Annotated in this window: 11 protein-coding genes; 4 read left to right on the top strand and 7 right to left on the bottom strand. The window is 35.7% G+C overall.

What is annotated here, in order from left to right; genetic code table 11:
* The first annotated feature begins 140 nt into the window (after positions 1–140).
* The 3 genes from MHH94_RS00845 to MHH94_RS00835 all read left to right on the top strand — a co-directional run bounded on the left by MHH94_RS00845 (position 141) and on the right by MHH94_RS00835 (position 3,240).
* Positions 141–881, top strand: coding sequence for an amidohydrolase family protein (locus MHH94_RS00845; RefSeq protein WP_106417272.1), 741 nt, complete (start codon positions 141–143; stop codon positions 879–881).
* 454 nt (positions 882–1,335) lie between these two features.
* Positions 1,336–2,487, top strand: coding sequence for an ArgE/DapE family deacylase (locus tag MHH94_RS00840; protein ID WP_106417273.1), 1,152 nt, complete (start codon positions 1,336–1,338; stop codon positions 2,485–2,487).
* 24 nt (positions 2,488–2,511) lie between these two features.
* Positions 2,512–3,240 carry an NAD-dependent protein deacylase gene (locus MHH94_RS00835; RefSeq protein ID WP_084756198.1) on the top strand — a complete coding sequence of 243 codons (729 nt, stop codon included), beginning with the start codon at positions 2,512–2,514 and terminating at the stop codon, positions 3,238–3,240.
* A 293-nt stretch (positions 3,241–3,533) separates the two neighbouring features.
* Here MHH94_RS00835 and MHH94_RS00830 read toward each other — a convergent pair whose 3' ends face one another.
* A complete protein-coding gene (locus MHH94_RS00830; protein ID WP_058590910.1) occupies positions 3,534–5,024 on the bottom strand; it encodes an MFS transporter in 1,491 nt (496 codons plus the stop codon).
* A gap of 272 nt (positions 5,025–5,296) precedes the next feature.
* Between MHH94_RS00830 and MHH94_RS00825 the strand changes: the two genes are divergently transcribed.
* Positions 5,297–6,523: a pyridoxal-phosphate-dependent aminotransferase family protein gene (locus tag MHH94_RS00825; protein WP_232156971.1), complete on the top strand. Its 1,227-nt coding sequence runs from the start codon at positions 5,297–5,299 to the stop codon at positions 6,521–6,523.
* 77 nt (positions 6,524–6,600) lie between these two features.
* Here MHH94_RS00825 and MHH94_RS00820 read toward each other — a convergent pair whose 3' ends face one another.
* The 6 genes from MHH94_RS00820 to allD all read right to left on the bottom strand — a co-directional run bounded on the left by MHH94_RS00820 (position 6,601) and on the right by allD (position 13,961).
* Complete coding sequence (locus tag MHH94_RS00820; RefSeq protein WP_048540412.1) at positions 6,601–7,815, bottom strand: CynX/NimT family MFS transporter; 1,215 nt, start codon at positions 7,813–7,815, stop codon at positions 6,601–6,603.
* Positions 7,816–8,125: 310 nt separating this feature from the next.
* Complete coding sequence (gene arcC, locus MHH94_RS00815) at positions 8,126–9,088, bottom strand: carbamate kinase (RefSeq protein WP_049320216.1); 963 nt, start codon at positions 9,086–9,088, stop codon at positions 8,126–8,128.
* Positions 9,081–9,872, bottom strand: a complete 792-nt coding sequence (locus tag MHH94_RS00810) for a DUF2877 domain-containing protein (protein WP_232202207.1) — start codon at positions 9,870–9,872, stop codon at positions 9,081–9,083. Before MHH94_RS00810 ends, arcC begins: the two co-directional genes overlap by 8 nt.
* On the bottom strand, positions 9,869–11,134 hold the full coding sequence (locus tag MHH94_RS00805) for a YlbE family protein (protein WP_106417275.1): 1,266 nt from the start codon (positions 11,132–11,134) through the stop codon (positions 9,869–9,871). Before MHH94_RS00805 ends, MHH94_RS00810 begins: the two co-directional genes overlap by 4 nt.
* 1 nt (position 11,135) lies before the next feature.
* Complete coding sequence (gene fdrA / locus MHH94_RS00800) at positions 11,136–12,896, bottom strand: acyl-CoA synthetase FdrA (RefSeq protein ID WP_078355353.1); 1,761 nt, start codon at positions 12,894–12,896, stop codon at positions 11,136–11,138.
* A gap of 15 nt (positions 12,897–12,911) precedes the next feature.
* The gene (gene allD, locus MHH94_RS00795) at positions 12,912–13,961 is read right to left on the bottom strand and encodes an ureidoglycolate dehydrogenase (RefSeq protein WP_078355354.1); all 1,050 of its coding nucleotides are present in this window, start codon (positions 13,959–13,961) and stop codon (positions 12,912–12,914) included.
* Positions 13,962–14,049 lie beyond the last annotated feature (88 nt).

Below are 14,049 nucleotides of genomic sequence, written 5' to 3'. Positions count from 1 at the left end.
TTATCCTTTTTACAAATTTAAATTTTGTTAATGACAATTATTATGTTTTTCTATAACGTTTCCAAATGACTTACCATAATGAATAGGTATTATTAAACTTTTTTTGGTATAGTATAGTGATTTTAAAAGGAGGATTATTGATGAAGATTTTTGATGCGCATTTTCATATTATTGACTTTAATTATGAAGTAAAAGAGAATAACGGCTATATGCCGCCGAGTTATCTAACTAAGGATTATCAAGAAGAAACACAAGATATGAATATAGCTGGTGGTGCAATTGTATCCGGTTCTTTTCAAGGGTTTGATCAACAATATTTACTTAAAGTACTGAGTGATTTAGGTTCTGATTTCTGTGGTGTGACCCAATTACCTTATAGTGTTTCAGATGAAGAAATTGTTTCTTTAAATGACAAAGGCGTTCGTGCTTTAAGATTTAATGTTAAACGTGGTGGTTCAGAGAACTTAGCACATTTAAGTGATTTTGCGAAACGTGTATATGACTTAGTAGGATGGCACAGTGAACTGTATATTGATTCTATGAATTTACCAGACATTGAAGAAACTATATTATCTTTACCGGCTGTATCCATTGATCACCTCGGTCTGTCTAAGGAAGGTCTTCCATACCTTTTAAGATTAGTCGACAAAGGCGTTCATGTGAAAGCAACTGGTTTCAGTAGAGTTGACTTAAATGTACAAGATGCATTGAAAGAAATTTATCAAGCAAATCCAGGTGCACTTATGTTTGGTACAGATTTACCATCAACACGTGCACCTAAACGCTTTACTTCTGAAGACATTCAACTCGTTCAAGATACTTTTGATGAAACTGCAGCTAATAAAATATTTTATCAAAATGCGAAAGAATGGTATCGGTAGTAGTATGATGTTGATAGTAATAATTCGGAGTAAATGGAATGTTAAATTTAAGAAGGATGTGAGTTTATTATTCCTTTAACTCACATCTTGACCAATCTCTTGGCTTTATTCGGGACTTAATCCATGACTTGGGCTATCTCTTGGCTTTACTCATCACTTAAGACAAGACTTGGACTTTCTCTTGGCTTTACTCATCACTTAAGACAAGACTTGGACTTTCTCTTGGCTTTACTCATCACTTAAGACAAGACTTGGACTTTCTCTTGGCTTTACTCATCACTTAAGACAAGACTTGGACTTTCTCTTAGCTTTATTCGTGAGTAAAGCCACGACTTTCATCCAACCTTTCACACCACATATCTACATCTCCCCAATGTGTTTAATTTCAAAGTACAAGATTTCAGCTATATAATAGTAATTGAGATAAAAACTATATAGAAATGGAGTTTTGGTTATGAGTATATTTACTGATCAAGAGAAAGTAGACATTTTAGGAGATATAGTAAGTATTCAATCTGTTAATGATAATGAAATTGAAGTATGTGAGTACTTACAGAAATTATTAGCAGACCATAACATCGAGTCCGAAATCATTAAAATTAGTGAAACGCGTGCAAATCTAGTTGCTGAAATTGGTGAAGATGGTCCTATTTTAGGTGTTTCTGGGCATATGGATGTCGTTTCTGCTGGTGATGAAAGTAAATGGACATATGATCCATTTAAACTAACTGAAGTAGATGGTCAGTTATTTGGACGTGGCTCTGCTGATATGAAGTCTGGTTTAGCTGCGCTTATTATTAGTATGATAGACATACATGATCAAGGTTTATTAAAGCATGGTAGAATCCGTCTGCTTGCAACGGCTGGTGAAGAAATCGCTGGTGAAGGTGCTAAAGCATTTCACGACAAAGGCTATATGGATGATGTTGAAGCACTCGTTATTGCGGAACCCTCCCAAGATAGAATTATATATGCACATAAAGGCTCAATGGATATTCGCATCACTTCTCGAGGAAAAGCATCTCATAGCTCAATGCCACATCTTGGATTTAATGCCATTTCACCGCTTGTAAAATTTATATATAAAGCAGATGAAGGCTTTACGAAATTCAATCAAACAAATAAACTACTTGGCAAACCAATCATGAATGCAACTATCTTCAATGGTGGTAACCAAGTTAACTCTATCCCTGAACATGCAGAGTCGGAATTCAATATTCGTACGATTCCAGAACATGATAATGATCAGTTCATTTCATATTTTAATGAAATTTTAAAACAAATAGAAACCGATAAGACAGATATTGAAATTGATGCGTACATGTCTAGACCACCCGTTTACACAACTGGCCAAAATTCATTAATCGAGTTAGCTGTGAAAATGGGCGAAAAACATTTAAACACTACACTTCCAACTGAAGCATCACCAGGTGTTACAGATGCATCTGATTTATTAGTTTCTAAAGATGAGAACTTCTCATTTATTATGTATGGCCCTGGTACAGTAGACCAAGCGCACCAAGTAGATGAACATGTATCTAAAGATGCCTACCTTAAATTTATTGATTTATATACAGAATTCTTCCCTAAATACTTAGAAAAGTAATTCATTATAACCGGAGTGATTAACGTGAATACACAAATTCAACAACTTAAAAACATCATCGATTCATCTCATAATATTACTTTTTTTACGGGAGCTGGTATTTCAGTTGCTAGTGGTATACCTGACTTCCGTTCACTCGGTGGATTATATGATCAAATCTCAGAAAATGGCTATTCTCCAGAATATTTATTAAGTACTGATTATTTACAAAGCGATCCAGAAGGATTTATGAACTTTTGCTTCCAATATTTACTCTTCACCGATAAACAACCTAATATCGTACATCAATGGATAGCCCAACTTGAAAAAGACCATCGTTCACTCGGTGTCATCACACAGAATATCGATGGTCTTCATAGTAATGCCGGCAGTCTAAATACAGATGAATTGCACGGCACTTTAAATCGATTTTATTGTACAAAATGCCAACAAACATATACTAAATCTTATGTTATCGATAACCATTTACACCATTGCGAATCATGTGGTCATACCATTAGACCAGACATCGTATTATATGGTGAAATGCTCGATCAAGACACAATATTTAACGCATTAAACAAAATAAGAGAAGCAGACACATTCGTAGTACTCGGGTCATCCTTACTCGTGCAACCCGCAGCAGGACTCATCTCAAACTTCGAAGGACAAAACCTCGTCATTATAAACAAAGACGAAACACCTTATGATGCTTCAGCAAACATCGTTATACATGATGACATGGTAGATGTTGTACAAGAGTTGTTGAGGTGAGTTAGACCAAATCACAACGAGTTCCCTCTTTTATTCTTGATAACAAAATACACTCATGTTATTATTTAAGTATTAAAAAACACTCAGCAACTTTGGAAGGTCGGCTGAGTGTAAAAAATTAAGGCGTATAGTCTATTCTATATTTCACCATGATCTAATAAGGCACGGTGAACATATAGGCAATCAATAAGCACATTAATTTTTATGTTCTAATTATAGCATGGTGTCATGACTCTCAACACCTAAAAAAGACTACTTATCCCTCTATTTTCCGGGAAATAAGTAGTCTTTTTTTATGTTATTTTCTTACCAGTTTCTGCTAATATTCTCCACAATAATAGAATAATTGCAGCGATGATTGTGATTGTTATGATTAGGATTAATGAATATGCATGATCAAATGCATTTGTGCCTAATTCTAGTAATTTACTTTTTAATAGTCCATTTGAATTTTCTGCTACAATCATCGTTTCTTCAAAACTGCCTTTTGCTTTTGCTGGTATTTCTGCTATCGACATTGAGCGTTCCATTAAATAAGTATAAGTAAATGAGAATACACCACCAAGTGCGGCTATTCCTATTGACCCTCCGAGTTCATATGACACTTCTTCTACTGAAGCTGCCATACCTGCTTTATCGTCATCAACGTTTGTCATGATTGCATTTGATGCTACAGTCATTGCACCGCCTAACCCTAATCCTGCGATGCTAAGAAATAGTATTTGAATCCATAAATCATTGTGTAGAAATGCTGTGAATCCTACAATACCAATTAATGAAATGGTTAAATTATAGATGAGAATTTTGATGGTATCAAATCGTGTTAAGATACTACCCTGTACAATTGCCCCTATAAAAGCTGCTGCTGCCATAGACATTAAGACTAATCCTGCTTTTAATGGAGTCAGATTTAAAATTAATTGTAACCGTTGAGATAAAATCATTTCAAAGCCAATTAATATGGATGCTGAAGTAAATGCAGCTATCACACCTGATAAAAAGTATTTATTTTTAAATATGTCTAAACTAATTAAAGGATTTGATAGTCGTTTTTGTCGACTAATAAATAATTTCAACGACCATAATCCAATCACTAATGTCAGTATAATCAGTACAATTGAAGGATTTTCTTTTGTGACTTCTTTAATAGCATAGACAGTCCCTATAAGTCCTATCATAATCAGAATTGAACTTGTGATATCCCATTTTTTATCTTTATTGCCTTTAATATTAGGAATTTGTATATAAGCAATGATAATAACAATTATCGTAATAGGCACATTAATTAAAAATACTGAACCCCACCAAAATTTAGTTAATAATAAACCACCTATTAAAGGTCCTAATCCAGCACCTGCTGATGCAATAGAAGACCATATGCCTAGCGCAAGTGCCCTATCTTTTTTGTCATCAAAGACTTGTTTAATAATAGCAAGTGTTGACGGCATCATTGTTGCTGCACCAATAGCCAATATAACTCTAGCCATAATTAAAGTACCAGATGTTGGAGAAAAAGCTGCGACAACTGATGCTAAAGTAAAGATTACTAAACCAGATAAAAACATATTCTTATGCCCTACTTTATCGCCCAACGTACCTAAACCAGGTAAAAGCCCTGCTACAACTAAAGGATACGCATTTACAATCCATAATTTTTGAAAAGCACTCGCTTCCAATTCATACGTTATCGTAGGTAAAGCAGTATATAATACAGTCATATCAATAACGATCAAAAATAACGCACTAGAAACCAAAATTAACGAAAACCATTTATTAAATTTCATGATAAATCCTCCTTACTCAAATAATGGTAAGGTGTATAGTTACTATATAGTCAAACATAAACTTTTAATCGAATATATAAGGCTTTACGAGTGAATTATTGGTACAAAAACACTTAAAATTAGCGATATCTAAATTCATAGACCGTTCCAATGTTTTTTTGTAATATTCTGACAAAAAACGGAGGAATAATCAGCATTTTTGACGAATAATTATATAAAAATCTAAGATATAATGTATAATGACAAAATTTATAGAAAAAGAGGTTAGCAATGTGGATACTTTAAAAGTGAACAAACGATTAATTATGACACCTGGACCTGTAAGTGTAGATCCACGTGTTTCTCAAGCAATGTCGAATTCTATACTCGGTCAATTCGATTATGAATTTGTAAATATCATGAATGAAACAATGTCATTAATTCGTCAGTCATTCTTAACAGAAAATAAATGGGCTTTCCCAATTGATGGCACAAGCCGTGCTGGCTTAGAAGCCGTTATATCAAATATCGTGAAACCTGGTGATGAAGTACTCGTACCTGTAATTGGTCGATTTGGTTATTTATTTACTGAACTCGTAACACGTGCAGGAGGTATCGTCCACAATATACATAAACCAATGGGCGAAGTCTTTGATCAAGCAGAAATTATTGAAGCTTTAGATGAATATAAACCTAAAGTACTTGCGATTGTACATGGTGAAACATCAACTGGAAGATTGCAACCTATCGATCAATTAGGACGTGCTTGTAAAGAGAGAGGTATCTTTTCAGTAGTAGATGCGGTCGCAACTTATCAAGGTATGGTTATTCCTGTAGATGAATGGGAACTAGACGCAGTCGTTGGTGGTGCTCAAAAATGTCTATCTATTCCTTCAGGTATTACACCGATTACGTTTAACGAGCGTTTCAGCGAAGAAATTAATAAGCGCAAACGTGTAGAATTAGGCATTCGCTCTAATGAATCTACCGAAAAAGAACATTTCATTAGCAGTAACTATTTAGATTTAACACAATTACAAGACTACTGGAGCCCTAAACGCCTCAATCATCACACAGAATCTACAACATCTGTTTATGCATTATATACTGGATTAAAATTAGCACTATCAGAAGGCATTGAAGCACGTGCTAAAAGACATAGTTATCACCAAGAAGCTTTAAAAGTAGCTCTAAAAGCACTAGGCTTAGAAATTTACGGTGACGAATCTAACGAAATGAAAATGGTCATCTGCGTTAAAATTCCAGAAGGCATCGATGATAATGCCTTTAGAAACGGTTTATTACAAAACTACGGCGTAGAAATTGCCGGATCATTCGGAGACTTACAAGGACAAATATGGAGAATTGGTATTATGGGTTATGGTGTGCAAAAACAAAACATCTTAACATTCTTATCAATATTCGCAACATATTTAGTATCACACGACAGCCAGCAACACCTTAATGTAGCAGAGTCTATCAAGACATTATTAGACTATTATGAACAAAATGAAATCTAGCATTTCTTGAATGATAAGTTAGCTACAATCCAAAAAAGTCTGAGACAGTAACTTTGTCTCAGACTTTTTTGTAACTGTTAAATCGTTTCATCTTCTACAACTCTATTTTTAGATGCTGGGTATCCTACTATAAAGAACAGAATAGACATAACGATTAAGGCAATGATGCCTGATATCCAACTGTCTGTCGCATCGTGTAAATAACCAATAAAGAATGGTCCGATGGCAGCTATTAAATATCCGATAGATTGCCCGAATCCTGATAATGCGATACTTCCGTCACTTGTACGTGCACGTATAGAGAAGAATGTCATACATAAGCTAAAGCATGCACCCATACCTAAACCTGCGATAATAATACCGATTACGAGTAATACTAATGATTGCGTAAAGAATAAACCAAATCCAACTAAGAATAGTATTGTGATGATCACAACTAATATACGTTGGTCTTTTAATTTAGACGCAATAATCGGGAATGTAAATGTCATTGGCACTTGTGAAAATTGGTTAAGCATGAGTAAATAACCTGCAGTTGATGGGTCTAGACCTCTATCTACTAATATAGAAGGCACCCAAGCAACAACTGTATAGAATACCATTGATTGGAATCCCATTGTTAAAGCTACTAACCATGCTAATTTAGACTTTGTAATGTTTAATTTTGTATGTTGATTTTGTGCTTCTGATAGTTTATCTTGGCGTTCGAGTTTAGCGCCTTTACTTGCCTTTGGAATCCATAAAATCAATGCGATAATTCCTAATACAATCCAAAAAGCAAGAGACAGTCTGAATCCTAATGGAGATTGAGACATAGGGAAGCTTAGTCCCCCACCTAATCCTGCAGTAAAGTTCATTGTCCCACTATAAATACCTGTTGCTAATCCAATTTGTAATGGAAAATACCATTTCACATAACTCGGTAATACAACATTACCAAATGCGATCGCAATACCTAGTAAAACTGTACCAATAATAAATAAATTAAAACCACCTGCAACACGTATGTACAAAGCAACAATTACTAATATCGTTGATAATACGATTGTATTAGACATCGTCAAACGTTTAGTTACTTTAGATACTAATGGCGAAACGACTGCAAATATAATGAGTGGTATTGTTGTTAAAAAACCAGCAAGGCTGTTATTAATTTGCATAACATCTTTAATTTCATCAACTACTGGACCTACTGATGTTAGTGGTGCACGTAGCGTAGATGCGATAAATACAATCGCAATTATGATGCCCCAATTTTTTTGAATTCTATGTGTATTATAGGGTTCAATCATCTTATACCACCTTATTCCTAAAAATTTTTCTTATAAAACCATCAACGCAACATTAGTATAGTTCATTCATATTGAAGTGTATATAATATGATAGTCTGGAACAACACTTTGTCCCAGACTTTTTTTATAGTATATCAGAGATATGATTGAGTGCAATGCTGCTATGTTGAGCGACTTGATCGTTAGCCATAGGGGGATGGGTTTTTCTTCGGTCTATAAAGTTTAGTATGTCGACTAACGATCTTGTTTCGTTTTCTTGGACGTTAGAATTTCTAACAACCTTGTTTAGCACAAAACCAAATGCTTCATATTAACAAGAAACTGGTTTTACTGAAGGATCTAATAAAATACGTGTACCTGCTTTTCCTTCTAATGCATCAATTGCATCATCTAACGAACAAATAATAGCTTCTTTACCTGATTCTGCAAATTGAATAGCCGCTTCTATCTTAGGTAACATACTTCCTGCTGGAAATTGATCTTCTGCTACATATTGTTTCGCTTCTTCCACTGAAATTGTTTTAAGCTTTTCTTCGTTTTCTTTACCGAAGTTCACACACACATTTGGTACGTCTGTTAACATCATAAATGTATCTGCTTCAACTTGTTGCGCTAATTTCAAACCTGAACGGTCTTTATCGATAACAGCTTCTACACCTTTAATATCACCGTGTTCATCACGGTAAACAGGTATACCTCCGCCACCTGAAGAAATCACAATCGCTTGATTTATTAATTTCTTAATTTGGTTCACGCCATGAATAACAAGTGGTTCTGGAGAAGGTACAACACGACGGTATCCTCTACCAGCATCTTCTACCATGACAAAGCCATGTTCTTTTTCTAATCTTTTAGCTTCTTCTTCACTGAAGAATACACCAATTGGTTTAGTTGGATTATTAAATGCCTGGTCATCTTTGTCTACTTCTACCATTGTTAATAATGTTAATACATCACTGCTAATACCTAAATCGTTTAAATGATTTTTAATAGCTTCTTCCATCATATAGCCGATAAATCCTTGAGATTCAGCACTACATGCGTTAATTGGAAGTGGGTTCACAATATCTTTCGCCGCTTCGTTTTGAGCGATAATATTACCGACTTGTGGCCCGTTACCATGTGTAATCACAATGTTATGTCCTTGCTTCTTCAATTCTGCCATTTTACGTGTAGCAGACATCACGTTGTTATATTGATTATCGTATGACGCTTCTTGATTAGGTTGTAATATCGCATTACCACCTAGTGCAAGTACAACTCGCTTACCCATACGTCTCACTCCTTAATGTTAATGCTACATACATGCCATATAACGTGTCTCTTCCAGATGAAGAACCTACTTTTAAAAGTTGGTCTAGACGCGCGATTGATGGATCATGTTGTAGATTAGAAATTTTTGAACTAAATTGACCTTGCAGAGCACATTTTAAAAATGTTTCGCCTACAAGTGTGCTTAGAGATGATTGCAGTAATATGTTTAATTGTTCTAAATGATTATTGTTAATAAAAGGATGGATAAAATGAATAAATAAAATACCTGTCAGCATATCATCTCCGGACGGTGTTAAACCTTGTCCTCTACCAATCAGATATCGGTATTGTTCCTCAACTTGTTCAGCATTTCCAAATTCTAATGCGTTTAATATGTGTTGCATCTTCTCTTTGTTAAAATCGCCTTGCTCATACATCTGAAAGTTATAAGATGCGATATTTTCTTTAAGCTTTTGTATATCAGTCTGTTCCGAAAAGTCAGATGCCTTTAAAGTTGGAACATGCCAAACGAGTTGGCATGTCTTACTTATTTGAATAGCAGTAGGACCCACTACAATTTGTTGATTTAATTCGATTTCGTTAAATAAACTTTGCTTTGTTTGTGAATCGACTAATATACCAAATGGAAATGTTCCATTTTCATCTGTACCTATAAAGATAAGATCATTCGATTCATTGACGATATTGAAGCCTTTATTAAATATGCTATGCACATAAAATTGTTTATGTTGTTCTAAATGTTTCTTAGCATTCTGTCCTATTGCAGTTGCTTGTAGAATCACGCGTTAAATCCTAACTTTTCAGCATACGCTGTGATCGCTTTTTCGAAACATTCGATTGGTGGATGTACTGTACCTGCACCAATTTGTCCGTAACCAGCAATCTTATGCGCAATACCTGTATTGATAACAGGTGTAATGCCTGTTTCTACAACTTTACGTGCATCGATTCCTAAACAAGCCCCTTTAAAGTTCCATGTTGGGATCGCAAAGTTAGGGTTCTCACCAATGCAAATTTCAGTCATTTCATTACTAATTTGTAATGCATCATCAAATCCACCAGTACCAACAAATCTTGTAACAGCTGGTGCTGCGATCATTGCCATACCACCGACACCGATTGTTTCAGTAATCGCTGAGTCACCAATATCTGTATTCGCATCAGCTGCTGAGTAACCTGTGAAATATAAACCTTGAGGTGTGTTAACAGGTGCTGTGAACCATTCGTCACCCATACCTGCAATACGTACACCGAAGTTCTCACCGTTACGACACATTGCTGTTACAACTGTTCCGTGTTCGATTTGACGAGCAGCGTCCATCATCGCTTTACCTGTAGCCATCGCGATATTTAAGAAGAATTGATCTGTATCAGCTAAGAATTGTAGTACTTCTGTACGTTTCTCAGGTTCTACATCTTCTAATGAAGCAATGATAGGGGTTACTTCTTTTAAGAATGCTAATGATGCTGCAATGTTACGTTGGTGGAATTCATCACCCATTGCAATTGCTTTAGCGATTAATACGTTAACGTTTAAGCCATCATCCATTTTTTGAAGAGCTTTACTTAATACTGGACCTAATACATCTTTCATCCAGTGCAGACGGTTTACAACTGTTTCATTGTAAGCACCGAAACGTAATACAGCACCGATACCTTCATTCATTTGACAGTAGGCTTCATTACCTGATTCTCTATTTTCAACAACAAGTACAGGCATGTTAGCTGATGTGATACCACCCATTGGTCCAACCGCGTTAACGTGATGACAAGGGATGAACGTAATTTGTCCTTCTTCTAACAACTTACGTGCCGCTTCTTCGTTCTCAGCCCATCCTTCAAATAAAATTGCACCGACACATGAACCTTGCATAGGATCTGTCATGTTTTCATATTTGATTGGTGGTCCAGCATGTAATAATACATGTTCTTTAAGTTCTGGAATTTTAGATTTAGCAGGCACAACATCTACTAAAAATGGTGCTGCTGCGATCATCTTATCAATGACTGCTTGGTTAGCTTCGTCTATTGTTTTATAAGCCATTTTATACTGTCTCTCCTTCGTAATTGTTTAAGAATTGAAGTACTTTCATTAATTTCTCGTCGCCACCTGCGATTGGTTGCCAGTTAAACTGAACAACTTGCGCATCATTAGCTTGGATAGCTTCTGTGAAACTCTTCAATCCGATATTAATCACACTTGGTTTCATATTAATTAAGTTCAAGACTTTTTCATCAACTGTTAAATCAACAGATTCTGCTTCGAATGATTTTGTTTCTAATTGTGGTTGTTCAACATCTTTACCAAGTAAATGAAGTGCTGTCGTCACCATTTGATTGTTTGTTTCACATACGATTGCGCCAGCTTCTTTTAAGATATTAACTTGTTTGTCGTAACCTTGGTGGTCATGCTCAGTACCTACAACTGTAGCAAGAACTGCTAAACTGCGACCTTCTGATTGTGCTTTGTCTAACACTTTTTGAATCGTTGGCGCAAGTTCACTTGCCATGTCATCATGACTTCCGTATCCGATCACGTTATCTAACATAATAATAGCTGTTGATGGATCGTCTGCGGATTGTTCTAACATTTCGATACGTTTAGATGGGTCAATCATAGGATGAGGTCTACCTTGTGTATAAATATCATCACCTAAGTCGATAATTTCATGGTGACCACCTTTATATGAAAAGCCTTCTGGTCTTTCTGCATCTGAATTGTCGCCTAAAGTATCTTTTAATAACATTGCTGCTTCAGAAGCTAACGTACCGCCAGAGTAATAACCTTTAACGCCATCTTGGTTATCAGCAAATTTGATGTTAATATCTGATTGAATTACTGTGCTAAATTGAGGTGTTTCTCCATTTGAAAGTTGAACAGATACACGTGCCGCTTCTTCCAATGTATAAGCGTGGTGAATGTTTGCTTCTGTATATTCAGGTTTAGAACCTAAGAATAACGTTACGATTGGTTTTTCGATATTACGTAATAAATTCAATACTTTTTCTTCTACTTCTTTAGCGGGTGGCTTAGAAATAACTGTAATGACTTTCACTTTAGGATCCGCATTAAGTGCTTTAATACTGTCTAACATCGTAATCGCGCCTACTTCTGTAGATAAGTCACGGCCACCTGTACCGATAGCATTTGTAACACCTTTTCCTTCACGGTCAATGATTGTTGTTACTTCTTGAATACCTGTACCTGAAGCGCCAACAACACCGATGTCCCCTTCATTTACAGTGTTTGTAAATGCAAGTGGTAAACTATGAATAATACCTGTACCACAGTCAGGACCCATTACAAGTAAACCTTTGTCATGTGCCATTTCTTTCAAACGTACTTCGTCTTCTTTTGCTACGTTGTCGCTGAACATAAATACATTTAAGTTATTTTTCAATGCTGTTTCAGCTTCCATCGCTGCATATTGCCCAGGAATTGAAATCAATGCTAAGTTAGGATTGTTTGCTAATTCTAATGCACGGTTCCAATTTGAAGCTTCGTTTTGTTTTTGAGATTGGTCTTCACTTTCACCTTTCCCTTTCAATTCTGCTTCAACTTCTTGGTTTACTTCTTCAACTTTTTCTTCATTTTCTGTATCTACAACGATGATAATATCGTTTGGTTTCGCTGCTTCTAATTCATCCGTACCTAATCCTGAAGATTTAAAAATATCTTTATTGGCAGGTGTTCCCATCATAATGGATACTTGGTTAATACCATCAATAGCAGATAATTTATTCGATAATAACATTAATACAATCGAATCTTGGTAAGTGTTTTCTTTAATAATTGTGTGTAACATACTATTCCTCCGTTATTATTCTGCAAATCTATTTTTTCCGTGATAACGATCAAAGTGCACATCGTCTGAAACTAAGTAGTTGTATATATCATCAACAATTTCAATGCCTTCTTCGTCATATTTTTCACTACGTAATCGGCCACGTTCACCCGGATAGAAAATTTCTCCATATCCTTGTGCTGCTGGTTGTGCTTTTAATTCATTGAGCATTGTTGAAATGTTTGATTTAAATTGGTCTAAGTCCGTGAAGAAGGCTGGATTAATCACGACATGTAATTGGCCTAAGTCACGGCCTTTCGTTAAATCTTTGTACATTGATGAAACATGTACACCATGTGGTACACCTAGTAAACTACCTGATAGAATATCAACTATCATCATAAGGCCATACCCTTTAGGTCCTGCAACTGGGACAAGTGCATGAACATCTCTTGCATTTGTCGTTGGTTCACCATTCGCATCAACTGCCCATGTATCTGGGATTGATTGATTTTTCGCTCTTGCATCTAGCACTTTACCCCATGCTTGAACGGTCGTTGCCATATCAAATGTAATAATACGATCATCGTTTGATGGTGCACTAAATGCAATTGGATTTGTTCCGAAATATGGTTCAGTACCGCCGAATGGCACAACCATTGGATCTGATTGGCACATACTTAAACCGACCATATTCTCTTTAGCTGCCATTTCTACAAAGTAACCTAACGCACCGCTATGTGAAATGTGCTTAACACCAACAACGGCAACGCCATTTTCTTTAGCCATCTCGATTGCTTTTTCCATCGCTTGTTTAGCCGCTTGATGACCAGGACCATTATCTCCTTCAAATATAGCTGTTGATGAACCCGTTTGTTCGAATTGATAATTCGGATTGGCTGTTATGCCACCTTTAGCAATTCGCTCAGCATAGTACTCTACTCGTACTGCACCATGTGAATGAATACCTCTATGATCCGCAAATGTTAATACGTCTGCTACATCTTCTGCAGCACCTTCGTTTAAGCCCGCTTTAGCTAATTTATTCTTCATTAAATCAAATAACTCTTTCTTTGAAACACGCATATCTTAACCTCCTCATTACTCGAATAGTGTAATTTATATACATAAAATCATGATTTTAGCCGTAAAAAAAGAAGGTACTCAAGACGTA

It is taken from the genome of Mammaliicoccus sp. FSL K6-3158, assembly GCF_038005105.1.
Taxonomy (GTDB): domain Bacteria; phylum Bacillota; class Bacilli; order Staphylococcales; family Staphylococcaceae; genus Mammaliicoccus; species Mammaliicoccus sciuri.
The sequence above is the reverse complement of the archived record's forward strand: the minus strand, read 5'-3'. Positions and strand labels throughout refer to the sequence as shown.

Coding starts and splice junctions, on each gene's coding strand:
- MHH94_RS00845 (WP_106417272.1), top strand. CDS start 141: ATGAAGATTTTTGATGCGCATTTTCATATTATTGACTTTAATTATGAA.
- MHH94_RS00840 (WP_106417273.1), top strand. CDS start 1,336: ATGAGTATATTTACTGATCAAGAGAAAGTAGACATTTTAGGAGATATA.
- MHH94_RS00830 (WP_058590910.1), bottom strand. CDS start 5,024: ATGAAATTTAATAAATGGTTTTCGTTAATTTTGGTTTCTAGTGCGTTA.
- MHH94_RS00820 (WP_048540412.1), bottom strand. CDS start 7,815: ATGATTGAACCCTATAATACACATAGAATTCAAAAAAATTGGGGCATC.
- arcC (WP_049320216.1), bottom strand. CDS start 9,088: ATGGGTAAGCGAGTTGTACTTGCACTAGGTGGTAATGCGATATTACAA.
- MHH94_RS00805 (WP_106417275.1), bottom strand. CDS start 11,134: ATGGCTTATAAAACAATAGACGAAGCTAACCAAGCAGTCATTGATAAG.
- fdrA (WP_078355353.1), bottom strand. CDS start 12,896: ATGTTACACACAATTATTAAAGAAAACACTTACCAAGATTCGATTGTA.
- allD (WP_078355354.1), bottom strand. CDS start 13,961: ATGCGTGTTTCAAAGAAAGAGTTATTTGATTTAATGAAGAATAAATTA.